The following is a 24,927-nucleotide window of genomic DNA, read 5'->3' on the forward strand; positions in this document are numbered from 1 at the left end:
CAGTCCGGGTTCGGCCCCTGACAATCCACCCAAGCGCTCGACAAACCTTCAATTACTAGCGTACACGCCCTAATAAAACAAATAAACCGCAACAGATCTTATTTTCCACAACTACTATAAAGATAAAATCAAGGGCCCAATAATCAGTGTAAACCCTATACTAAATGAGATTTTGCGGAATTTTTCATGACTTCCCACAAGGCCTTTGATTGATACCTCAAGGGAGTAGTAGAATCTATTTACTCAATAAATTAAAGTGTATACACTTAATTTAAGCATATCAATACCGAACTGATAAAAGCACCGCCCATCCTGTCCGACAACAAGGTGCGATCTACCCAAGGTGAAACCCATGAACCCTTGTACTCGCCCGCACACTTTGCGGGTCAATCAAGAGACCCACATCATCGAGGTGGAACCCGATACCCCGCTGCTTTATGTGCTGCGCAACGATCTGGAGCTCAACGGCCCCAAGTTTGGTTGCGGGCTGGGCGAGTGCGGCGCTTGCACCGTTCTGGTCGACGGCGTGGCCGCCCGCTCCTGTGTAGTGCCCGTCAGCCTGGTGGAGAATCGCCAGATCACCACGCTGGAAGGCCTGACCCACAACGGACAAGCCAATGATGTTCAGCAGGCATTCATTGATTGCCAGGCGGCACAATGCGGCTATTGCCTCAATGGAATGGTCATGACTGTCCAGGCTCTGCTGGACCGTAATCCGCAAGCCACGGAAGCACAGATTCGGGATGAACTGCGCTATAACCTGTGCCGTTGCGGCACCCATGTAGAGATCATGCAGGCCGCCCTGCGTGTTGCAAAGGCCCGGCAATGAGTCATTCAGTACAGGACTTTTCCCGAGCGCTGTGGCCCGAGCTGCCCAGTGACACCCGCTTGCTGCATGGCGTTGTTGTGCGCCCTCCTTACTGGTCCTACGAAAACGGCCAGTATCTGGGTGCGGAATTACAGACCGTCGACAAACAGGCCGCCCTGCAAGTGCCCGGTGTCGTGGACTGTGTACATATCGGTAATTACCTGGGCGTGCTGGCTGTTCAAGCCGAGCAGGCCCAACAAGGCGCCGCCTTGCTGGATGCTCGCTGGGTCACGCCCGTCGCGGCAAGCCAAGCCGCTCTGCCAGCGGATGACGCCCGCGCGTCCGCGCTTAGTCCCCCCGACCAAGGCTATGAGTGGCAGCCTGCCCTCGAGCACCCGCATACTGCCTGGGCCCGCGCTTGCTATCACAACAAGCAGCTTTTTGTTTGGGCGCACACCCGGCGCCCCGCGGCTCTGCTGATAGAACTGCAAGCCTTGAGCGGCCTGCCCAGTGAGCAGATCCATCTGCACGATACGGCCGACAATCAAGCCGATGCCTACGACTGCGCGATGGATGCAGCGCTCATGGCCTTTGGCCGCCCCCAGGCCGTGCAAGTTCGGGCCAGCCAAAGCGAAACCAGCATTCGCCTGAGCGTCTATCAAGGCGCCGCCGAGCCAAACGATCTGACTGCCCACTTGCAGGCGTGCCGTTGGCAATTGAACACCTTGTCCGGTGTGCGTCCTTCCCTGGCCGCCATTCTTTGCGGCCAGCAAGGCTTGCCCAGCAGTGGCCTGGCAGTACAAAGCGACTACTTTTCCGCCCCCCTTCCTAATAGTGATGGCGCTGCCGCCAGCAGTGACCCCGACAGTCTGGCCCAGGCCACCGTCTTTGCCCAAGAGTCACAGTTCGATCAGGCCTGCCACCAGTTGGGACTGGACCCCTTGGAGGCACGACTGGAGCATGTCCGCAGCCCGCAAGGGCGCGAATTGCTGCAACGCGTTGCGCAACAGTCGGATTGGTCCGGACCCCTGCCGGCTCACCAGGGGCCGATACGCAAAGGTCGCGGGCTGGCCTACAGTCATACTGTGGAACACATCCCTGGACAGGCAGCCCGTGAGCAGTGGTCAGCGTGGGCTGTAGACGTGAGCGTCGACACCCGCCAGGGGACGTTAAGCATAGACAGGCTGACCGTTGGGCACGACAGTACGGAACAGGACAACCCGGAACGAGTACCGGAATCGGCCCCTGCCCTGGCTGACAGATTGGGGCGGTGGGCGCAGCAACTGCTGAACCAGGATCTGGGCAAAAGCGGCGCTCATAGCGGCAAGCCCCCTGTCACGGAAGCGATAGATAAATCTGCCGGCAAACCTACCGTCCAACTGGTCAAACGAGAAGCGGCCGTCGGCCAGCCCTTGGCCTGGAATCAGGGCGTGGAGCTACCCGCTGCGGCCGCCATTGCCAATGCCATTTTCAATGCCAGTGGCATCCGCCTGACCAGTGCTCCTTTTAACGAACAGTCTCTGGCACTGGCTTATCAGGCCACCACCAGCGCCAGCAGTAAAAAACGCAAAGCCTGGTGGGGAGCCTTAGCCGCGGTGGCAACCGGCACCATCCTGAGCGCCCTGCCCTGGCGGCCCGCCATTGCTCCAGTGGGGCACGTGGATACATCCATCTTTTCGGAGCGCGCCATCGAGCGTGGGCGGCTGGTTGCCATTGCGGGTGACTGCATGGTCTGTCACACGGCAGAAGGCGGCAAGCCCAATGCGGGCGGCCTGGGTCTGGAGACCCCGTTTGGAACGATCTACACCACCAACATCACCCCAGACAAAGAAACCGGCATTGGGGGCTGGAGCTACAAAGCCTTTGAACGCGCCATGCGCGAGGGCATCCATCAGGATGGTCGTCATCTGTACCCGGCCTTTCCTTACACCGCTTTTGCCAAAATCAGCGACGAGGACATGCAGTCGCTCTACGCTTATTTGATGACACAAGAGCCGGTCAAGGCCAAGCCACCCGAAACCAAACTGCCTTTCCCCATGAATATGCGGCCTTTGGTAGCGGGCTGGAATCTGCTGTTTCATCGAGACCCCAATGCGTATGTGCCCGACCCGACGCAAACCGTGCAATGGAACCGCGGAGCGTACCTGGTCAACAGCAGCGGACACTGTGCCGCCTGCCATAGTCCGCGCAATATGCTGGGCGCAGAAAAAAGCGGTGAAGCGAATTTCCTGGCCGGCGGTTTTGCGGACAACTGGGAGGCACCTGCGCTCAACAGCCTGTCCAAAGCCCCCATCCCCTGGACAGAACAGGAGCTGTACCAATACCTGCGCACCGGCTACTCCCCCCGTCATGGCGTGGCCGCCGGGCCCATGGGCCCGGTAGTCGCAGGACTGGCTGAACTGCCTGAGTCGGACGTGCGTGCCATGGCCCATTACTTGAGCAGCCTGAACCCGGTCGATCCTCAACAGGAACAAACCCATGCTGCGCAGGCTGCATTACTGGAGCAAAACAGCCGCAGCAATCAGGAAGTGATGGTGATGCCGGGCGAAAACCTGTTCAACGGCGCTTGTGCAGTTTGCCATGACCCGCGAGGTGGCCCGGTGCTATTTGGCGCCCGTCCGTCTCTGGCCCTGAACAGCAATCTGCACAGTGAGCACCCCGACAATACGATTCAGGTACTGATGCACGGCATTACCCGTCCGGCGCAGCCCACCCTGGGTTCCATGCCCGGTTTCAAGAACAGTATGAATGATGAGCAGATGGAAGACCTGCTGAACTATATGCGGGCGCGTTTTGCACCGGACAAACCGGCCTGGACGGGATTAAAAGACAAGATTGCGACCATACGAGAACAGAAAGGTCACTTGTAGACAGGGCGTGTCCGTCGATTGTGTTCAGACACACGGCAGATGAAACAAAGGCGGCTTCAAGCTTTCACTTGGCCGCCTTTGTTTTGGGCTCATTGCCGTCAAACTGGATAAAACCAGGAACTCTCAAGGCAGGCTCTCGACCAGCACGCTGAAGGATTGATCGGGAGCTTGAGTTTACGTAGATATTTGGGTTTGGGTTTGGGTTTGGGTTTGGGTTTGGGTTTGGGTTTGGGTTTGGGTTTGGGTTTGGGTCAAAGCATGGGCCAACAATCGAAACTTGTGTTCCCAGCAAGCCTAAGCTCCAGCGCCAATCGCAATCCTGGCTCAGTTCTAGGCCCAGCCCAAATCAGCATCAGGCCCCGAATCCAAACCAAGACCAAGACCAAGACCAAGCCCCCAGCCTAGCCCAGACTCAGCACCCATCAACCCGAAAAACCACCAGTCTCCAGAAACTTTTGTTCTTCCGCTGTCGTAGTACGCCCCAGAATCGAGTTGCGATGCGGAAAGCGGCCAAAGCGCTCCACCACATCCAGATGCTCTTGGGCATGATCCAGCCAGGGACGGCCAATTTCCTGATTCAGGCGCACGGCCTCTTGCTGATCGGCCAGATTCTCGGCATGGGAATACGGCAGGTAGCAAAACACACGACGCTCTGCCGGAATGTGTTTATCCAGCCCCTTGGCCACCATCTCCTTGGCAATCGCCAAACCCTTTTCGTCGGTCGCATACATGCGAGGAGTGTGCCGAAAGGCGTTGCGTGGGAACTGGTCCAGCAAGATCAGCAAGGCGTAGGCCCCTTCTGCGGTCTGCGCCCAATCGTCCAGCTCGCCCTTGGCCGCACGCTCATGCCAGTCCAAAAATCGTTCGCGAAACTCCTGATCGAAGTCATCGGACTTGCGAAACCATTTCTCTGGCCCTGATTCGACCCAGAAGGCTATCACTGCCTGAGGATGGGGACGTGCATCTACCATGGTGTTCTCCTGGAAACGGTACGCCCTCCTAATCGGAGCGTGACCTTAAACAGACAGGTAAGTGCGCCGCACCTGCTCGTTGGCGCTTAATTCCTGCATCGTGCCACTGTACTGTATTTGCCCTTTTTCCAGCACATAAGCCCGATCCGAAACCAGTTCGGCAAAGTGCAGGTTCTGTTCGGACAACAAGATACTGACACCGGCCTGCTTGAGTTCCAGAATCATGTTCACCATCTGCTCCACAATCACAGGCGCCACCCCTTCAGAAGGTTCGTCCAGCAAGACCAGATACGGATTACCCATCAAGGTCCGAGCCACGGTCAGCATTTGCTGCTCACCCCCGCTCATTTGTCCGCCAGGCCTGTCTTGCATTTGGCCCAGATTGGGAAACAGGCTGTACAAACGTTCGGGCTGCCAGTGAGGAGCTGCCGAGCCATCCGGCCAGCGCCGAGCCGGCTGACGGCCCACCTCCAGGTTCTCCGTGACGCTCAGGTCAGTAAAAATACGTCGATCTTCGGGCACAAAACCCAAGCCGGCACGTGCAATTTCGAAAGGCTGCTTATCGTGGATGACTTGACCCATAAACTCGATATGGCCTTTGGCGCGCTCCATCAAACCCATGATGGACTTCAAGGTCGTGGACTTGCCCGCGCCGTTACGGCCCATCAGCGCAACAACTTCGCCCCGCTGCACGGTCAAGGCAAGGTCAAACAGAATATGCGCCGCGCCATACCAGGCATTCAGGCCCTCAATACGCAGCAGGGCTTGCCCGTTCGCCCCATTTTCGCCAGCCCGTTCAGAACCGGCCCACACAGCCTGCGTCATGCTGACTCCTTGCTCTCGAATGTTTTACCTGTACCAAAATACACTTCCTGCACCTTGGGATGCTGACGGATATAGTCTGCATCCCCTTGTGCCACCAGTCGCCCCCGAGCCAGCACAAGCATGCGGTCCGAGTGCTCGAACACCACGTCCATGCTGTGTTCGGTAAACAGCACGCCCATATTGCGTTCGATCACCAGTTTCTTGGTCAGACGCATCAGCTCATTGCGCTCTTTGGGCGCCATGCCGGCTGTGGGTTCGTCCATCAGCAAAAGACGCGGATCATTGGCCAGCGCAATCGCCAACTCCACCCGCTTCACATCCCCGTAAGCCAGCTCGCTGCAGGGCCGCTCGGCCTGGCTCAGCATGCCCACCTGATTTAACAAGTCCAACGCTCGCGCACGCTCGAACTGAGCCGCCCGACGCCAGAAAGAGAAGAGCTTTTTCTGATGCGCCAGCAAAGCCATCTGCACGTTCTCCACCACGGTCAGGGACGCAAAGGTGGCCGCAATCTGAAACGTGCGACCCACGCCCATGGCCGCGATCTTGCGGGGCGCCAGCCCCACCAGTTCCTGGTCGCCCAGTCGCACTGACCCGGCCGTGGGCGTCAACTGCCCCCCTACCATATTGAACGTCGTCGTCTTGCCTGCGCCATTGGGCCCGATCAAGGCCAGAAACTCGCCGGCCTGCACATCGAACTCGATACCGTCCACGGCCAGATTGCCGCCAAACGCTTTTTTCAGCCCCCGTACTTGCAACAAACTCATGACGATGCCTCCGATGCCACGGGACGATGCGCCCAGCGCTTGAAAAAGCCAGCAATGCCCTGCGGGAAAGCCAGAACCAGCAGCAAAATCACGCCACCGAACAAGGCCCGCCAATACTGCGTGACGCCCAGAAAGAAATCCTGCAACAAGGTAAACACCGCTGCGCCTACCACCGGGCCAACCAGCGTTTGCAAACCGCCCAGCAACACCATGACCAGACCGTCCACCGACTTGTTCACCGCAATCACCTCGGGCGATACGCTGCCTTTGGAGAAGACGAACAAGGCGCCGGCCAGCCCTGCAAATGTGCCCGCAAGAATAAAGGTCAACCACTGCACCCGCTTGACAGGTATGCCGATCGCCTCGGCCCGCAAGGCCGAATCACGGCTGGCACGCATGGCATAGCCAAAGGGCGAGAACAAAATACGCCGCAGCAGGAAGGCGGCAACCGCCACCAACAACAAAGCGAAGTAATAGTAGCGATCACCCGACAACCACTCTGCCGGCCAGATGCCCACCACGCCGTTGGAGCCGCCCGTAAAACTGTCCCACTGATACACGATTGACCACACAATCTGCGCAAAGGCCAAGGTCAGCATAGCCAGATAGACCCCGGACAGCCGCACGCAGAACCAGCCAAAAACCAGCGCCCCCAGACCCGCAACGGCCGGAGCCAGGATCAGGGACCAGCCCATGGACAAGGCCGCAGCCTTGAAAAGCAGGGCCGCCGCATAGGCACCCAGCCCAAAGTAGGCGGCATGACCAAACGAGTTCATCCCACCTGGCCCCATCATGAAATGCAGGCTCAAGGAGAACAGGGACAAGACCAGAATATCCAGGGCCAGCACAGGCGCGTAGGGGAACCAGTCGCTCAGTAAGGGCAAGGCAGCCATCACGACCAGAACCAGCAGCACCATGATCTGGAAGGCCGTGCTCCCGGCCCGCAGAGGAGCTTCAATCGGAGCCGAATTACGGCTGACCGCCTGGGCGCGACCAAACAAGCCCCAGGGCCGGAACACCAGCACCACGGCCATGAAAATAAACTCCACCACCAGCGTCAATTTGGGAAAGGCAAAATCCACGCCAAACATGGTGACAGTACCCAGAGCGATACACAGCGCCTTCAATTCAGCAACGATCAACGCCGCCACGTAAGCACCGGGGATGGAGCCCATGCCTCCGACCACCACAATCACAAAGGCGTCACCGATCACGCTCAAGTCCAGCAACAGATTGGCGGGCTGACGCGGCAACTGCACGGCTCCCCCCAAACCAGCCAGAAAAGCCCCCAGGGCAAAGACGCCGGTAAACAGCCAGGCCTGATTGACACCCAGCGCGCCCAGCATTTGCCTGTCATGCGTGGCAGCACGCACCAGCACGCCCCAGCGGGTACGGGTCAGCAACAACCACAGCAAGCCCAGCACCACCGGGCCGATCACAATCAGCACCAGGTCATAAACCGGAAAGAAGCGTCCTGCAATGGAAATGGAACCGGTCAGGCCCGGGGCCAGTGGCCCGAGCAGATCCTCCGGTCCCCATACGGCAAGAGTCGCATCATTGATGACCAGCACCAACGCAAAGGTAGCCAGTAACTGGAACAACTCGGGCGCTTTATAAATACGCCGCAACAGCACGATTTCCAGTAATGCCCCCAGGGCGCCCACCAGCAGCGCCGCCACAATCAGGCCGGCCCAGAAACCCAGGGCTGAACCGCCCAGAAATTGCACCGTGGAATACGCCAGGTAGATACCCAGCATATACAAGGAGCCATGTGCAAAGTTGACAATGCGTGTCACCCCAAAGATCAGGGATAAACCCGCCGCCACCAGAAACAAAGACGATGCCTCGGCCAGTCCGTTAAGGAACTGCACCCATAAACCCGATAAGGCCATTACTGCCTCGCGTCAGAAGTGGCGCGCCAGACGGCGCGCCGATCTACGAAATACTGCGTTCTTGGAATTATTGATTGGCCGCGGCAGGACGCCACTGGCTGACCTGCTCATCCGTAGGCTGTACATCTTTGCCATCGGCATAACGGATATGGGTCATGATGCCCTTGCCATCTTGCTTGGCCAGCACACCCACATACGCCCCTTGCGTGGACTGATGATCCTGCGTGCGGTAGGTAATGGGGCCAAAAGGCGTCATCACATCCAGACCACGGAAGGCCTTGATCATGGCCTCTGTGTCCGTAGAGCCGGCTTTTTCAATCCCGGCAGCAATCGACACAATGGTGCTGTAGCCAATAATGGTGCCCAGGCGCGGGTGCTCGTTGTATTTGTCCTGATAGGCTTTCAGGAACGCATTGTGTTCAGGGGTGTCGATGGCATACCAGGGGTAGCCTGTCACGATCCAGCCCTCGGGGGTTTCCTCGCCCAATGGGTCAAGGTATTCCGGCTCGCCGGTCAACATGCTGACCACGGGCAGGGCCGGGCTGAAGAACTGACGCTGATTGCCCGCCCGTACCAAACGAGCCAGATCGGAGGCAAAAAGCACATTAAAGACGGCATCAGGCTTGGCCTCGGACAAGGCCTGCACCACAGCACCCGCATCCACTTTGCCCAGCGGCGTGGCCTGCTCGGCCACAAACTCGATATCGGGCTGGGCTTCTTTCATCAAGGTCTTGAAGGTGGCAACAGCCGACTGACCATATTCGTAGTTGGGATACACAATCGCCCAACGCTTCTTGTTCAGCTTGACCGCCTCGGGCACGAGCATGGCCACCTGCATGTAGGTGGAATTGCGCAGACGGAATGTGTAGCGGTTGCCATCGGCCCAGACGATCTTGTCCGTCAGGGGCTCACTGGCCAGGAAAAAGACTTTCTTGTGCTTGGCAAAGTCCGTAATGGCCAGACCGATATTGGACAGGAAAGTCCCGGTCAGCACATCCACCTTCTCACGCGAGATCAATTCCTCGGCAGCGCGTACTGCATCGCCGGGATTGGAATTGTCATCCTTGATGATCAACTGCAACTGCTTGCCGTGAATCCCCCCGGCCTGATTGATCTGCTCAACCGCCAGCTCCATCCCGTTTCGATACGGCCCCAAAAATGCAGGCTGGGACTTGTAGCTGTTCAGCTCCCCAATCTTGATCACGTCTTGGGCAACAGCGGCGCTCCCCAAGGTTTGCAACATCATCGTTCCTGCCAGTGCTACCCCTGCAAATGTCTTGTTCATTGTCTTCTCCGTGGGCTTGTGAGGCGAAACACGACTCAGCAACTTGTCTTGTTTTAGTGATTTAAAGTGTACACATGGTATTTTTGCGAGTAAATCGGCCAAGACCTAGGGATATACCCTTGAACACTTTAAACATAAAACACAACAAGCCATGCAGAAAGCCGATAAAGCAAGGAAACCGAGAAGAAAATGAGCAGAAAAAGCTGTTTGCCCCAGGCTCGAGAAATTGCCGATATACAGTGACTACACTCAATAAGCCCAAGGATTACAACACTAGCACCCCGCTTCGTTCCTGCACGCGCCGAATCATGGATTTCATAAACTGCTCCATCATATCCGGCAATGGGGCATTAATCGGCTAAAAAACCCGGGATGAGGGGGGCGACCCGACACGTCAGCCACGGTTTGGGCCCGATCTCATCCACTGCGTGTCTCATGCACGTTTTGCCCCGCGGAAGGCAAATCATAGAGTTGGGGGGTACGGGTAGGATTGAAGTCCTGCCATTGGCCCTCGCTCCAGGTGCCATCCGCCCATTCGATGGCATAACCACCGCCCTGCTGCATCTGACGCACCAGCGCGGCCTCATCGGCCTGCCCCAGGCGCACCGCCAGCATGACTCCGGAGACTCGGTTCAAAGGTTCTCGGACAGGTTTGCGGCCTCCCAGTTTCACAATTCCCCCCACCATGGCACCCACATACGCCCCCAGCGCCAGAAAGGCAATCAGCACAAACTGTGGCCAGCCCGTCATGCCAAGCAACCACCAACCCACCGCTAAGCCGAGCACGGCCCCCACCACCCCGCCCACCATGGCTCCCAGCCCGCCGCCACGCGCCGCCTTGTCCAGGGTCCTGTCGCCTCCAATCGGGTATTGGGCATGCTGGCCTCCAGGCTTGAGATAGAAAATCTGCCTATCTCGCTCTACCACACCCTGGGTTCGCAGCATTCCGGCCACTTGCTGGGCTTGCTCAAAAGTATCGAACTGCGCGGCGATAATGCGTTCCATGACTTGGCTCCCTCAGGAAAATAGACACCCGTGACCCAGCAACTTCTGTTCCTGTCCGTCTTCGGATACTGGGGAAATCCTCTATAAAGCTTCAACTGGAAATATCAATACCTAAAGAATTTTGACGTTATATTCTCAGAATATAAAAAAACGTGCGCCTGCAAGGCAGCTCATGAGGAGACCTGATGTTGACTTCCCCCCGTCGCTTCCCATCCCGGCTAGGCCTGGGTCTGCTGACCACCAGCCTGCTACTGGCCGCCTGCGCCACCACGCCTCCTGCGGATCGCAGTGTCACCATCAAACGCGATCACTACGGCATACCGCATATTTATGCGGACAGCACCTACGGCCTGTTTTATGGCTATGCCTATGCAGTGGCCACTGACCGTCTGTACCAGATGGAAATTGCCAAGCGCTCGGGCTGGGGAACGGTAGCCGAAGTGCTGGGACCGGACTTTCTGGAGCTGGACAAAGTCACCCACACCAATATCGACCCGGACTCCATCCGCCAGCAACTGGCCGCCCTGTCCAACGAGGATCGCGCCATGTTTGAAGGCTATGCCGCCGGGTTTACCCAGCGCGTGCGCGAGGTGAAAGCCCAGCCAGATACCTTGATGCCCAAGGAGTTTCTGGATAAGGGCTTTGAGCCGACCGAATGGCAGCCCGAAGACATTGCCATGGTTTGGGTGGGCCTGATTCTGAACCGCTTCTTTGCCGGGACGGCAGAAGTGGCCAATCTGAATCTGCTGGAAACCCTGAAGGCTGATCAGGGTGCGGAGCGTGGCGAACAACTGTACAAGCAATTGCGCTGGCTGAACGACCCCACCGCCCCCACCATCATTCCCCAGCCCGAGGCCAAGACCGCGCTGGCCGATCTGCCCAGGCATTTGCAAGCTCTGTCCTCGCAAGCGGCGCAAGACTATCTGCATAAGCAAGCCCTGGCCCTGGGGCCCACCGTGGCCGCTGGCACGCCTACGGCCAGCAATGCCTGGCTACTGGGCCCCGCAAAGACGACTCATGGTCATGCCGTGCTGTACAACGGTCCTCAACAAGGCTGGTACACCCCGTCCATTACCTATAGCGTTGGCCTGCACGGAGCCGGTTACGATCTGACAGGCAGCACTGCCGTTGCCCTGCCCGCTATCCTGTTCGGTACCAATGGCCAAATTGCCTGGGGCTCTACCGTCGGTTCGCTCGACACCAACGACGTCTACCAATTGCGCTTGAAAGAAGGCGACCCGCACCGTTACTGGTACAACAACGCCTGGCGTCCCATGGAGCACAAGCAGGTGCGTATCAAAGTGCGCGGGCAAGACGATGTGATGCTGGATGTATACCGTGCGGCTCAAGGCTATGTCAGCAGTTGGGACCAGAAAAACAACACCGCCTACGCCAACCGCCGCAGCTGGGAGGGTCGGGAAATTGAAACCCTGCTGGGCTGGGCTCATGCGGCCAAAGCCAGGAACTGGGAAGAGTTCATGGCCCAGGCTACCCGCGTCAGCGCCTCCATTACCTGGTTCTATGCGGATACCAAAAACAATATCGGTGCCGCCGCACTGGGTCTTTTACCCCAGCGCCCGGCCAGGCAGGCCATTCAGTTCCCTGCCGCCGGCGATGGCAGCATGGAATGGCAGGGCTTTCTGAGCTTTGACCACAACCCCAAAATCCTGAATCCGCAGCAAGCTTATATTGCCAGCTGGAACAACAAGGCCTATAGCGCCTTGCTGGCAGACAACTCCAACTTTTCCTATGTGGACCGCGTGCAGGAATTGCTGGCTCCTTTGCAAGCCAAACAACGCCTGAGCGACGAAGAGATCTGGGGTATCGATTCCCTGGGCGCTCGCTCTGACCTGAATGCGCGTTACTTTGTGCCCTTCATTCAGGAGGCGGCCCAACTACCCCACGCCAGTGCCTTGGCTCGTCAAGCTGCCGAACAATTGAAAGGCTGGGATTACAAGCTGCACGTGAGCAACGATGGCAAGCACTACGAAGGCAGTGCCCCGGCCATCATGCAAGCCTGGATGCATGCCGCGGTGCCCGTCTTTCTGCAAGGTCGTTTGCCTGACAGCATCTACAAGACCTACACGCAAAACCTGTATCCCGCCATGGATGACCCGCGCAGCGCGCAGCCAGCCGCTGCGGCCAAACTGATCTGGAATGCGATCCAGGGCCCGGCTGCCGGTGTCCCGCAAACAATTGATTTTCTCCAGGGCCGCCCTGCCCCGGAGCTGGTCCTGGAAGCGTTGGAGAAGGCCGTCGTCCATTTGCAAAAGTTGCAAGGCGCACAGCCCGCACAATGGCGTGCCCCGGCAGTTTCCATGTTGTTTGCAGCTCGCAACGCGATCGGGGTGCCGTGGTCTGACCCAGCCTATGAGCATCGTGTGACGCCGTATCTGAACACCGGCAGCGCTCACTTCCAGTACGTAATGGACCCAAGCGGGGTGCGTATGTGCTCGATCATGCCGCCAGGACAAAGCGGCTTTATCAACCCCAAAGGGCAAGCCGATCCGCATTACTCGGATCAGCTGGACATGTTTGCCTCGTTCAAGTGCAAGCGCGATGCCATCAGCGCATCAGACATAGACAGCGCCAGTGAAACCACCCAGACCTTGCACTACTAACACGGCCATGAAAAACGGGACCTGAACCACATCAGGTCCGCTTGTCTTATGAGAAGACGGTAGGGATCGATTCCTGGGTCACCACCTGATTGCGTCCCGCCCGCTTGGCCTGATACAAAAGCTGGTCAGCCCGCATTAAGGCCTCTTCAATGGCCTGCCCAGGCTGACACGGCGCCAAGCCTAGGCTGGCCGTAATCTGAAAAGGCTCACGGTCGTGGTTATAAAAGGTTTGTGCCTGGACCTGCTGCAAAAGAATATGGGCAAAGCTCAAGGCTTGCGCGTCGCTGCGGCCAGCCAGAATCAAGACAAACTCTTCGCCACCATACCGGGCCGCCAGATCATGGGCTCCCAAATGCGCCTTGAACAAAGCCGCAGTGCGCGTCAGGACATCATCCCCTACCGAATGGCCGTGCGTATCGTTGATCTGTTTGAAATGATCCAGGTCCACCATCAATACATGCAAACGCTCCTGTACCGGGCCCTGCCCCAGTTGGCGGCTAACCGCCCCCCGGTTCAGCAAGCCGGTCAAGGTATCGTGCGTGGCTTGTCGATACAGCCGCAATAACAAGCCAAGGTGAAAGTAATTGGCGGTCAGGCCCACCACCAGCAAGGCGCTCAAGAGCCAGAGGTCCTGCAAGCCTTTCGCGCTGAGCCAGGTCCCCGAGCTGACGCTCGCCAGAATCTGCAGGGCAATCAGGGCGCCCCCCACCAAAGCGGATTCAAGCAGCGTAAACGGAAAAATACTTAACGTGGCCACCAGCAAAAAAGGGATAAAGCCATACCCCAGCACGACATAATGCGCGGCCCCTGACAGAGTCAACAACATATATGCATAAAAGGAAGCTGGCAAAATAAACACCAGGCCACTCAATACATAAATACGGGTAATGCGTTGATGGCCGTGGAAGGCCAGCCAGACACACGCGATCAGGCCCGCCAGGCTCAGGATACGGACTGCCATCAGGTGAGCAGGCCAACTGGGCAAAACCAGCCAGTCCATCAAGGTCCACAGCGGGGTGAGCAACGCGAACAGCAAACCGACCAGAACTACCCGGCTGCGCAAATACTCCATACGGGCATGAATGAAGTCACGAGAATGATACTTCCCGCTCAGTGTGTCGCGCACCGAGCTAATACTGATTGCTTGCAAGTTTTTCCAGCCTTTCAGAACTGTTCCCATCAATCAATTCGCCAAGAAGAAACAAAGTAACATAACGGCAATTTTTAGTTACACGGATATAAAAAACAAGCTGTCAATTCTTTCAGGGTCGGCCAGCGCCGACCCCTTTTACATTCACGCTGCTTGCGCCTGTTGACTCATCCAGCTAATCACTTCTTCCAACATCGGTTCGCCCGAATCCTGCGGGCGCCACAACAGGCCCAACTGACCGTGCAAACGCTGATCACTCCAATCCAGTTCCAGGATGCACAGTTCCGGGTAGACCGGCACCATGCTGCGCGTCATGGGGACTAGAAAATCACTGCCTACCGCCACACGCGCATTGGTATGTGCATAAGCCGATTCAATGGCACAAGTGGGATAAGTCAGACCCTTGGCATCCAGACTCAACTCGAAACTGCGTCGCATAGGGCTATTCCGAGGAGGCAGTATCCAGGGATAGTCCAGCGTTTGCTCCCAGGTAATCTCCTTTTGCTGGGCCAGCGGATGCTCGCGCCAGGCGGCCACGCCCAACGGCACCATGCCTAGCGGCAAATAGGCCATTGCCGGATTGCGCCCGGCCTCATCCACCCGGCCAATCACCAGATCCAGCTCACCCTGTTCCAGATTGCGGCTCAAGACATCCAGGGTGCCCTCCTGAATGCGAATATGGCACTGGGGATCACGCTGGTACAAATACACCAATAACTGTGGCAAATAAACTGCGGCCACCATCGGTGAAATACCCAGCGTGAACTGCTGACGAAAACCCTGCCGGTATTGTTCCAGCGTGGCATTCATGCGATCGAGGCGATTGAGCACACCCTGCGCCTGGGAAACCAATGCCAAGGCAGCGGGCAACGGTTCAATACCCCGCGCATGGCGCTCAAATAAGGGCATGCCTATATTGTCCTCAAAATCCTTGAGCCATTTGGACAAGGCAGGCTGAGTCATATTGGATTGCCGGGCGACATCGCTCATGCTTTTTTGTTCACACAAACGAATTAAAACCTGCAAATGCTTCAAGCGAATGCGTTCACTCCAGCTCATGACTTACCTATATGAAAGGGGTATAGATACCTGCCAGTTATTCAATTTAACATTATGGCCACAGCTTCCATAATGGGTATACCCAAAGCTACAAAATAGGCAATGCATGTCTCAATCCGTACCCAATTTTTTACTGATCATCGCCGATCAACTCCGCGCGGACCATTTGGCTTGTTATGGCAATAAAGAAATAAAAACACCCAATTTGGATGCATTGGCAGCCCGCGGCTGGCGTGCTGAGCGATTTTACGTCGCCACCCCCATTTGCATGCCCAATCGTGCTTCGCTGATGACGGGCCGCATGCCTTCCTTGCATGGGGCCCGTCACAACGGCGTTCCCCTGCCGCTGGAATCCAATACCTTCGTCGATGTATTGCGCCAGGCCGGCTGGGGCACCGCGTTGGTGGGCAAGGCACATCTGCAAAATATAACGGATACTCCGCCCTTGTACCCACGCCCGGAAGATCCCCCTACCCGGGGCGAGGCACGCGCACCTTTAGCGACCAACGATTACGGACAGGAATGCGGGCAATGGTGGCGTGATCGCGCCGATCACGGTGTGCAACTGCCGTTTTACGGCTACGAGCACGTAGATCTGGCTATCGATCACGGCGATCAGGTCTGGGGCGACTATGGACGCTGGCTGCAAAACGAACACCCTGACATCGCCGCCCTATCTGGCCCTGAAAACGCCATCTCGACCCCGGACTATGCGTTAAGCCGCATTGGACAGGCCTGGCGCACCCGCGTGCCAGAAGAGTACAGCACCACGGCCTGGATTGGGGAGCGCACCCGCGCCATGCTGGATCACTATGCACAGGAACAGCAACCTTTCTTCATTCAGTGCTCCTTTCCCGACCCACATCATCCCTTCACCCCCCATGGCCAGTACTGGGATATGTACAAGCCGGAAGACGTCAGCCTGCCCGACTCCTTCCACCTGGGCTCGCACCCCTTGCCGGCCCACCTGCAACTGCTTCATCAATTGCGCGATGAAGGCAAGGCAGTCAAACATACCCCCACGCTGTTTGCCTGCACCGAGCGCGAGGCCCGGGAGGCCATCGCCCTGAATTATGGCTCCATCACTCATATTGATGCCGAGATCGGTCGCATTCTGGACCATCTGGAGCATACGGGACAGGCGGACAACACCATCGTCATGTTCATGAGCGATCATGGTGACTTCATGGGCGATCATCAGTTATTGCTCAAGGGCCCCTTGCACTACCAAAGCATTATTCGCAGTCCCTTTATCTGGTTTGATCCCCGAGCTGCGCAAACGCAAGGCACCAGTGCAGCGGTCTGCTCTACCATTGATATCGCGCCTACCGTGCTGGAGCGTGCAAACCAGTTACCTTACAACGGCATTCAGGGCCGCTCCTTGCTGAAACTCATGCACAATGACGCCCAGACCTGGCGCAGCGGCGTGCTGATCGAAGAGGAAAACCAGCGCAAACTGTTTAATACCCCGATCCGCACCAAACTGCGTTCACTTGTGACGCCACAGCATCGCATCAGCTTGTATGAGGGTGGACAGATCGGCGAGCTGTATGACCTGCACGCCGATCCGCTGGAACAACATAATTTGTGGAATGAACCCGATGCGCAAGCCTTGAAAACCAGGCTTTTGTGTCAATTGATCGATACCATGATGGCTCACAGTGAAACCAGTCCCTTGCCTTTGGCGATAGCGTGAGCTGACTACTCTTAACCATCCTTATCTGGAGACATCTATGCCCACCCTTTCCTTGCTGCGCAACGTAAGCATTTGTGCGCTGATCCTACCTTTGGCTACACCCGTCCAAAGTGCCGAGGTGGCCACCATTGTGGTCAGCTCCGTAGCAGGCGGTCCGCTGGATGTCCTGGGTCGCATGTTGGCCCGCGAGGCCAGCGAAACGACGGGCCAGACAATTGTGGTGGAGAACCGTGCCGGTGCGGCCGGCACCATCGCGGCCGAAGCCGTAGGGCGAGCCAAACCGGATGGCAATACCTTGCTGTTGACGCTCGATACGGTGGCCACGGCCAACCCGCACATTTACGTCAACAGCAAGTTCAAGATTGACGAGTCTCTGGAACTGGTTTCCTTGCTGGGCACTTTTGACCAGGTTCTGGTGGTACCCAGCAAAACCGGCATCAAGTCTCCGGCAGAGTTCCTGGAGCGCGCCCGCGAGAAACCGATGAATTATGGCTCCGCAGGCATGGGGTCGCCCGGTCATTTGATGATGTCTGCCCTGACACAGGACAGCGGCATCAAGCTCGATCACATCCCCTATCGCAGCAATAGCGCGGTGGTCAACGATATGTATGGCGAGCGCCTGGACAGCGGTTTTCTGACGATTGCCGGTGTTTTAGGCCCCATCAAGGAAGGCCTGTTGACGCCCCTGGCAACCTCTGGCGGCAAGCGCAATCCTTTGCTGCCCGAGGTCCCGACCTTGGCCGAAGCCAAATTGCCAGGTTTGGAAAACTTTGACGAGAGCTTCTCGTACCTGGTTTTCACCACCAAGGGTTCGCCCCCAGAGAAGGTCAAGGCCTGGAACGCGCTGCTGAGCGATATCGTCAAGCGTCCTTCTACCGCAGAAACCTTGCGGATGCTGGATATTCAGGCGTACGACTCGTCCAAGGTGTCTGCGGCCCAGTGGGTGCAGCAACGCAGCGCTCGCTGGGAGCAGATCGTGCGCGACAACAATATTCGCTCTGATCAGTAATCATTGAGCTTAGGGCCCCTGATTTCAGGGGCCCTTTTTTATGGGCAGACTAGTGCAAAGACATGACTGAGGGCCTGCTTGCTTCGTTGCCTTGTCTTGAGGTGAAAACACAAGGGATGGTCACGATGCCGCTCATCATCGCTTCCGTCTACACAGCACCACACCACGTTTGAATGGCCTGGGCATGAGCCCTTGGAGGCCGGGTGCGACGTGGCGCCCGACCCAGCACGCTGACCAGGGCAACCATGCGCGGCGTGGGCAAGCGCCCTGCCAAGACACGCCAAGCCCCGGATCAAGCAGCACTCCATCAGTCCAAACTAATCCCAGCCTTAGTGACGATGTCATGCCAGTAATCCGCCTCCGCAGGCAATCCCTTGCGAAACTCCTCGGCAGACACCTTGGACAGCAGATAGCCCTGATCCAATAGCTTTTGACGAATCTCGGGATTTGCCAGCACGTTCTCCAAGGCAGTTTCAATCTTGCCCACAATGTCCGTATCCGTCCCTGCCGGAACAGCCAGGGCCCACCAGTTGCTGATCACCACATCTTTGTAGCCCAGCTCGTCCAAAGTCGGCACATCGGGTAAGACCGGGAGACGCTCTGGCAAGGCCACCGCCAAGGCCTTCAGACGCCCTTCTGGCAAAAAGGCGGCGCCCAGTCCATAGCTGCTGACAAACATCTGCACCTCATTGCTCAGCAAAGCCTGAATACCCGGTGCCGAACCCCGGTAATGAATGCCCAGCATGTCGCCCTCCATCACCTCGGACAGCTTCCAGGCCGACAACTCGGGGGTGGTTCCCGCTCCTGGTGTTCCATAATTCACCTGGCCTTTGCGCTGCTGAACATACTCCCGGAACTCGGCCATGTTGTTGACCGGCAATTGCCCATTCACATAAACCAGCGCCGCCGCATCGGCCACCTTATTGATCACATACAGATCCTTGAAAGGGTCGTAACCCATGTTCTTGTACAAGAACTGATTGATCACAAAGTTATTGGTCGCCGAAAACAACAAGGTGTAGCCGTCCGGCTTGGAGCGGGCCACCATTTGCGTGCCGATATTACCGCCCGCCCCGGTTTTGTAATCCGTAATCACCGTCTGCCCCAACTCGCGGGAGAGTTCGGGCTGCAAAATACGAAAAATAATATCCCCCGCCGCGCCCGGAGGGTAAGGAATCACCACCCGCACAGGGTGATCGGGATAATCCGCCCAGGCCGGCGCCGCCGCCCCCATGCAAAGCGTGGCCATCAGGCCCAAAACTGTTTGTTTGATTACCTGCATTTTGTCTCCCCCGCGTGCCTTTTACAGGTCTATACGCATCAAGTCTGTTGCCAGTCGCAAATCGCCTTTATAGCTCTTGCGAATATCCCGAGCCACCTCGTCCAGACGCTCCGGGCCCATCAGATCAACCGGCAGGTGATTCGCGGCCGCACGTTTAATCACTGGACTGGTAGAGTCGTAATGCCCGAAATGCGTGGCCACTAAACTCTTCACATTGGCACGGCGTGCAATTTCCCCCAATTGCAACGGACTGGTATGGGCAAAGGTGCCCACCCCGGACTCGGCACGATGTTTCAGGAAGGACTCGGGGAAGGTGCATTCGTGAATCAGCAAATCGGCATCCTGCGCCAAACGGATCATGGATTCGCACGGCGCGGTATCGCCACTGAATGCCACCACCTTGCCTTCGGCTTCCATACGAATGCCAAAACAGTCCGTAATTTCGCTGGGGATATGGTCAACCACGTCAATGTAGATCTTGACGTCCTCATCTTCATACATCAGACCTGGCTCCACCTCGAACACCTCTGGGCGCACAGCCTCGATGTTCTTCTGACGAGCCGGGTAAGCCGCACGGGCCTGGATATCCACGCGAAACGCGCCGTTCTCGAAAGAATGATCCACAAAATCCTGGGTGCCTTTCGGGCCGAAGACCTTGAGCTTGCCTTCGCGGTTAAAAACCCAGCTGGACAGCACAAAAAAGGGCAGTCCGCAAACATGGTCATAGTGCAAATGGCTTAAAAATACCCAAGGCACATCCGCCGGATTGATATTGGCCTTGACCATCTGGCGCGTGGAGCCTTCGCCGCAATCGAACAAATAGTTCTTGCCGTTTTCCAGGGTCACCAAAATGGACGACTGGGCACGGTCGGGATCTGGCAGCGCAGCGCCGGTGCCAAGCATGGTTATCTTCACGTCAAACTCCTTCAAACTGATAAAAATATCCGGCACCTGAACCGTGCCTCTTCCATAAAGTCATAAAGTTCTATTTTTAGGACTTTATAGGAAAAGTGTACACTCTGCCCTCACGACGAATAACTTGGTGTTTTTACCTAGAAGGCGGACAGACGCGCGCCACGCCTGGATTAAGGAGCGTAAAGTCCGGGGGTCAACTCAGTCTGAATGCTGAGATACTTGGCCGGGTAAAAGACCTGCGCGGCATAGACCAGTTGATTGTCACGATTCACAATCAAACGAATGACCCGCACTACGGGCATGCCTATGTCCATATGCAAATGACGAGCCAGATCCGCATCGGCTACCCGGACCGTCAAGGTCTGACGAACCGTATGGATCTGCTCACGCGCCAGACGGTTGAGCACCAAAAGCACCGGCTCCTGGCTCAAATCAGGCTGCAAGGCCTGAGCCAAGGAATCGAGCACATAGACCGTATTGAGACTATAGGCCACCCCGTCGGTATAGTTAACGCGGCTGGTCCACCAATAATCATCAGGCAGGGACTGGCCAGTAATCTCGATAGGCAAGGGCCCCCGGCCCTGGCCCAGCTCCACCATCACCGAATCCAGACGCGTCAGATGCTCAATCAGGGCCTGCCAGTTGGTTGGCAACATCAGCCAATGATCCTGCGCAACGTCGCCAATCACAAAGGTGCCCTTGCCTCGCGTGCGTTCGATCAGGCCTTCTTGCTCCAGCTCGTCCAGCGCGGCACGGACCGTGGCACGAGAAACGCCATATTCCTCCATCAGCTCTTCCAGCGTGGGAATGCGGGTTCCCACAGGCCACTCCCCCCGTTCCAGGCGCGCCCGCAAGGTATATTTCACTTTCAGAGAAAGAGGCAATTTGGACTGCTTGCGCAGTGAAGAGCGTGTAGGGTCCACCATACAAATAGGCATGCCAGCCCAAGAAAATAATCAGCCCACATCATAGCCTGCGATGTGCGGGGTCGCCGATAGGGCAAAAAAGGTTTAATGCAGGTCAGCCAAGGCGTTTATTTTTGCAAAATTTCGTAAACGAAAATTAAACGGATCGGATACATTATCCCAATCATTGCTTAACTCTTGATACGAGCCCGAGCCCATGGATGTTCTGCCCTCCTCTGCCTCGCACTTGGCCCAAATTTACCTACTCGGCACCTACCGATTACGGGTTCAAGGACAATGTCGCGCCAATATTATCAATTACGATAAAGCGCGGATTCTGCTGTCCATGCTCGCATTGGCGCAGGGCAAACCCATCAGCCGCAGCCGTCTTGCGGAAACAATCTGGCACGAAGACCCCATCAGCGTCGGGCGTGCCCGTTTGCGTCATGCACTGCATGCCTTGCGCCGGGCCTTTGAAGGGTGCGATCAGGTCTTGCACATTACCAATGACACCTTGGCACTGGACCCCTGTCACGCCCAGGTAGACGTACTGAGTCTGCTGCAACACCCCAGCCAGCCAGCCTTAAGCGATCTGGAACGCCTGAACCTGTATCAGGGTCCTTTGCTGGGACAGGTCAAACTGCATCATGGCGAGCAATTGCAAGACTGGCTGCAAGAGACGCAACAAACCATTCGCCAAACCCTGTCGCACTGCCGCGACCGGTATATCGAGTCCGGGCTGGACACGCTGCCCCCCGCGCAAGCGATCAGTTATCTCAAACGCTGGCTGCTGATCTGGCCCGAAGAAGAGAAACTGCATCAAGCGCTGATCCGCCTGCTCAAGCAAGAAGGCCAACACGAAGCCGCGTTGCAAGCGTATGAACAGTGCTCGGTCTTGCTGGCCGATCGTCTGGGGTGCGAACCCAGCGCCCAAACACGCAGTCTGGTCGATCTGCCCGTGCGCTCGGCCCCCCATGCCAAAGCCTTGTCCACCACCGTCCAATTGCGCCTGCGTCCCTTGGCCGCGGTCGGCTTTTGCCTGCGCTTTGAACCCGGCCATCGTCATGCCCGTGAAAAAGGCGGTCAACTGCTCGAGCAAAGCCGCCAGACCCTGCTCCAGTTGATCGAGGATCATGGCGGCTGGGCCAGTGAGGCGGGCCCCAGTCAAGTGCTGGCCTATTTTGGCTACCCGGACCTACTGGAGTCGCCCATCACCCAGGCGGCGACCTTGGCACGGGTTGCGGCCACCGTGCGCATGGATGAACATATCAAGCTGAGCATCGCCATTCATGCAGACCTTGTCATGGACGATCAAAGCCCCTGTCCAGACCCGTGGGGACAATTGGCCCAGGTGGTCTTGCCCTTGAGCTGGGAGGCGGCCCCCGGGGCGCCGCGCGTCACCTTTCAGGCCGCATTGCGCCTGGAGCCCAAAGATGTACAAGGCCCGGTGGGTCGCCACAATGAAGCGCTCTGGCTCAACCTGAGCCCCTCAGACATTGACGCTGTACGGCTGACCAGCCGTGTCTACGGCCGCTCTCAAGAGTTCGATCATCTGGTGCAGGCCTGGTCGTGTATAGGCCCCAACCGGTCCCTGCATCACATTGCCATCCATGGCCGAGCCCATATTGGTAAAAGCCTGCTGGTCCAGTCTCTGGCAGATTATGTACAAAAAACCGCTCATCACTGCATCGTCCTCCATTGCCGCGAAGATAAGCGCCGTGTAGCCTGGCACCCCATCCGTCTTTGGCTGCACGAGCAAATTGCCAATTACATCACCGCACAAACCGGTAAACAGCGCGACCCCTTTTCCATTCAAACCCTGCAAGAAGCGCTTGAACTGAGTCCCAAGCAAGCGCAATCCCTGCATGAGTGGCTAAACAGCGGGCCAAACGAACAGGACTTGAACGAGCCCTCTACGGCGCATACCGACCTTCTTTTCAATCTGCTCAGCGGCCCAGGCAGCGCCCCGCGCCGTCGCCTGCTGATTATCGAAAACGTGCAATGGGCCGACCCGCCCACCCAGCGTCTGATCCGACTGCTCTCGCATACCACGCCCCGTCATCCAACCTTGCTGCTGACCACCAGCCGCAAACCGGGCCACGGCATGGAACGCGCCGAACACCTGAATCTACGGGCACTGGACCGCTCCAGCATCAACAGCCTTCTGAGCGGGCAGCGCGGGCAGCGTCTGGCACGCGACAAACGCAGCCGGCTGGTCAAGCTCAGTGCCGGCAACCCGGGCCATGCCAATGAACTGCTGCGCTGCCATGAGCTCAATTGCGAATGCAGCCACGCGCTGCGCCTGACTGACCTGATCTGCACGCAATACCACAGCCTGTTGCCCGCGACGCGACACATCCTGACCAGCATTGCCCTGCATGAGCAGGCTATTTGCATCAACGAGCTTGGCCTGATGCTGCGTCTGGACAATACGGCCCTGAGTAGCGGCCTGGATACACTGGCCACGCTGGACCTGATTGATTTAGACGGCAAACACGTATCCTGCCTGCCGCTGATCGCCCAGGCGCTGGAGCGTGTGGCCATGCAGGAGGAGTTGCGTCAGGCTCACTATGCCATTGCCCAACACGGCATACGCCGTCGCCAGGCGCCCGCCCATATTGCCCTGCACCTGTGCGAGGCGGAAAGCCCTGAAGCGGCCTTCTGGTGGCAGCGTGCGGCCCGCGAGGCCCTGGCACAAAGCGATCTGCGTCAGGCCAGTCAGTATTTGCAGCGTTCACTCAACCGCAGTGAGCTGATTGAAGACCTGCAGGTGCGTCAAACCCTGCAATTTGAATGTCGCATGTTGCAAGGCGCGATTGAATCGTCCCTGTACGGCCCGGCCTCGGCCTCGACCGCCATGGCCTATGAATTGGGTCATGAGCTTCAGGACGAGCAGGATTCCGACCAGGTCATGATCAGCCTGTGGACGGCCTGGTCGGCATTGCATGCACAAGGCAACTTTGAGCAGGCTTTGCACAAAGCACGCCAACTGCTGGCGCTGGCCAATGAAACCAACCATGACCAGAACCGCAGCTGGGCCTTGTACGCGATCGGTCAACACGAACTGTGGAAAGGAAACATCAACAATGCCATTCAGACGCTGAATCTGAGCCTGGCCGTCTTTGATGATTTGAAAGAGCAAAACAGCCGACGCGCGATTGCCGAGCATTTTCCCCAATCGATTACCTTCGGAACCTTGAGTGTGGCCCTGGCCCTGAAGGGCGATCAGGATGCCTCTCAACAGCACGCGCGCCTGGCCTTGCAAAGCCTGCGTTCGGACACCATTTTTTCGCTACGCGCCATCACCCATTTGTTCGTGATGCAGGCCTACTACCTGATGGAGCAACTGGAAGACTGCCTGCAAGTGGCCGAACTGTCCTTGCACGAGCTTCAGAAGTCACACAATCCCGAGCCCTGGTCGGCGCTGAGCCGCTCGTTCCTGTACTACTGCCAGGTCATGTTGTACGGACGGGAAAGCAGCATGCAGTTCCTGCTCGATTGTGTGCAAATTGCCCAATACGGCCTGCCCATCAGCACTGATGGACTGATGAGCCGAATTGCCCGCGCCATGATTCGCCTGGGACGCAGCAATGAAGCCATGCCCTGGCTGGACAAGGCTGCCGCTCAGGGGCTGCGCTATGACACGGGCAGCATGGGGGCCGAGTTGCATTGTGTGCGTGGCGACGCCTGGATGGCATTGGGGGAAAACGCACAGGCCTTGCAGGAATGGAATCTGGCTGAACAGCAGATGGAAAAACACGGCCTGTATCGCTACGCCGACTGGATTCGGGACCGTCGGCAAGCCGTTCAAAAGCTCAAGGTCTAGCCCCACCTTGCCGGTGCGCTTGCCAGCAGCAGCCTTGCGCCGTT

At 57.4% G+C, this 24,927-nt stretch carries 17 protein-coding genes; 6 read left to right on the top strand and 11 right to left on the bottom strand.

Annotation, left to right across the window (positions count from 1 at the left end; translation table 11 throughout):
• Window positions 1-352: 352 nt before the first annotated feature.
• Together FE795_RS13800 and FE795_RS13805 are read left to right on the top strand one after the other, a co-directional pair.
• Window positions 353-829, top strand: coding sequence for a (2Fe-2S)-binding protein (locus FE795_RS13800; RefSeq protein ID WP_003802266.1), 477 nt, complete (start codon window positions 353-355; stop codon window positions 827-829).
• A complete protein-coding gene (locus FE795_RS13805) occupies window positions 826-3,678 on the top strand; it encodes a c-type cytochrome (RefSeq protein WP_131070869.1) in 2,853 nt (950 codons plus the stop codon). Before FE795_RS13800 ends, FE795_RS13805 begins: the two co-directional genes overlap by 4 nt.
• Before the next feature lie 422 nt (window positions 3,679-4,100).
• Here the strand turns inward: FE795_RS13805 and FE795_RS13810 are convergent, their stop codons facing one another.
• The 6 genes from FE795_RS13810 to FE795_RS13835 all read right to left on the bottom strand — a co-directional run bounded on the left by FE795_RS13810 (window position 4,101) and on the right by FE795_RS13835 (window position 10,420).
• Window positions 4,101-4,649: a DUF924 family protein gene (locus FE795_RS13810; protein WP_131070870.1), complete on the bottom strand. Its 549-nt coding sequence runs from the start codon at window positions 4,647-4,649 to the stop codon at window positions 4,101-4,103.
• 45 nt (window positions 4,650-4,694) lie between these two features.
• Entirely contained in the window at window positions 4,695-5,474 is a 780-nt protein-coding gene (locus FE795_RS13815) for an ABC transporter ATP-binding protein (protein ID WP_131070871.1), read from the bottom strand.
• Window positions 5,471-6,238: an ABC transporter ATP-binding protein gene (locus tag FE795_RS13820; RefSeq protein WP_131070872.1), complete on the bottom strand. Its 768-nt coding sequence runs from the start codon at window positions 6,236-6,238 to the stop codon at window positions 5,471-5,473. Before FE795_RS13820 ends, FE795_RS13815 begins: the two co-directional genes overlap by 4 nt.
• Window positions 6,235-8,130: an ABC transporter permease gene (locus tag FE795_RS13825; protein ID WP_059318872.1), complete on the bottom strand. Its 1,896-nt coding sequence runs from the start codon at window positions 8,128-8,130 to the stop codon at window positions 6,235-6,237. The genes FE795_RS13820 and FE795_RS13825 overlap by 4 nt, the downstream gene beginning before the upstream one ends.
• Before the next feature lie 67 nt (window positions 8,131-8,197).
• Window positions 8,198-9,373 (bottom strand): ABC transporter substrate-binding protein, encoded by a 1,176-nt coding sequence (locus tag FE795_RS13830; RefSeq protein ID WP_100214854.1) that lies wholly within the window; start codon window positions 9,371-9,373, stop codon window positions 8,198-8,200.
• A gap of 459 nt (window positions 9,374-9,832) precedes the next feature.
• A complete protein-coding gene (locus tag FE795_RS13835; RefSeq protein WP_003802253.1) occupies window positions 9,833-10,420 on the bottom strand; it encodes a hypothetical protein in 588 nt (195 codons plus the stop codon).
• 185 nt (window positions 10,421-10,605) lie between these two features.
• Between FE795_RS13835 and FE795_RS13840 the strand changes: the two genes are divergently transcribed.
• Window positions 10,606-13,041 (top strand): penicillin acylase family protein, encoded by a 2,436-nt coding sequence (locus FE795_RS13840; RefSeq protein ID WP_219235078.1) that lies wholly within the window; start codon window positions 10,606-10,608, stop codon window positions 13,039-13,041.
• A 46-nt stretch (window positions 13,042-13,087) separates the two neighbouring features.
• On the opposite strand, the gene FE795_RS13845 is transcribed toward FE795_RS13840, so the two are convergent.
• Both FE795_RS13845 and FE795_RS13850 read right to left on the bottom strand, forming a co-directional pair.
• Window positions 13,088-14,221, bottom strand: a complete 1,134-nt coding sequence (locus FE795_RS13845) for a GGDEF domain-containing protein (protein ID WP_131070874.1) — start codon at window positions 14,219-14,221, stop codon at window positions 13,088-13,090.
• A 114-nt stretch (window positions 14,222-14,335) separates the two neighbouring features.
• Window positions 14,336-15,250: a LysR family transcriptional regulator gene (locus tag FE795_RS13850; RefSeq protein ID WP_131070875.1), complete on the bottom strand. Its 915-nt coding sequence runs from the start codon at window positions 15,248-15,250 to the stop codon at window positions 14,336-14,338.
• A gap of 106 nt (window positions 15,251-15,356) precedes the next feature.
• Here FE795_RS13850 and FE795_RS13855 point away from each other — a divergent pair, with 106 nt between their 5' ends.
• The gene (locus FE795_RS13855; RefSeq protein WP_131070876.1) at window positions 15,357-16,946 is read left to right on the top strand and encodes a sulfatase family protein; all 1,590 of its coding nucleotides are present in this window, start codon (window positions 15,357-15,359) and stop codon (window positions 16,944-16,946) included.
• A 37-nt stretch (window positions 16,947-16,983) separates the two neighbouring features.
• Window positions 16,984-17,955, top strand: coding sequence for a Bug family tripartite tricarboxylate transporter substrate binding protein (locus FE795_RS13860; RefSeq protein WP_003802244.1), 972 nt, complete (start codon window positions 16,984-16,986; stop codon window positions 17,953-17,955).
• Between the two features lie 307 nt (window positions 17,956-18,262).
• Here FE795_RS13860 and FE795_RS13865 read toward each other — a convergent pair whose 3' ends face one another.
• The 3 genes from FE795_RS13865 to FE795_RS13875 form a co-directional block, all read right to left on the bottom strand.
• Entirely contained in the window at window positions 18,263-19,237 is a 975-nt protein-coding gene (locus tag FE795_RS13865) for a Bug family tripartite tricarboxylate transporter substrate binding protein (RefSeq protein ID WP_003802242.1), read from the bottom strand.
• Between the two features lie 21 nt (window positions 19,238-19,258).
• The gene (locus FE795_RS13870) at window positions 19,259-20,152 is read right to left on the bottom strand and encodes an MBL fold metallo-hydrolase (RefSeq protein ID WP_039943477.1); all 894 of its coding nucleotides are present in this window, start codon (window positions 20,150-20,152) and stop codon (window positions 19,259-19,261) included.
• Between the two features lie 170 nt (window positions 20,153-20,322).
• Window positions 20,323-21,078: a GntR family transcriptional regulator gene (locus FE795_RS13875; RefSeq protein ID WP_131070878.1), complete on the bottom strand. Its 756-nt coding sequence runs from the start codon at window positions 21,076-21,078 to the stop codon at window positions 20,323-20,325.
• Between the two features lie 196 nt (window positions 21,079-21,274).
• On the opposite strand from FE795_RS13875, the gene FE795_RS13880 reads away from it, so the two are divergent.
• Complete coding sequence (locus tag FE795_RS13880) at window positions 21,275-24,883, top strand: BTAD domain-containing putative transcriptional regulator (RefSeq protein ID WP_219235080.1); 3,609 nt, start codon at window positions 21,275-21,277, stop codon at window positions 24,881-24,883.
• The last annotated feature ends 44 nt before the right edge of the window (window positions 24,884-24,927 follow it).

The organism is Alcaligenes ammonioxydans, assembly GCF_019343455.1.
GTDB classification, from domain to species: Bacteria; Pseudomonadota; Gammaproteobacteria; order Burkholderiales; family Burkholderiaceae_B; genus Alcaligenes; species Alcaligenes ammonioxydans.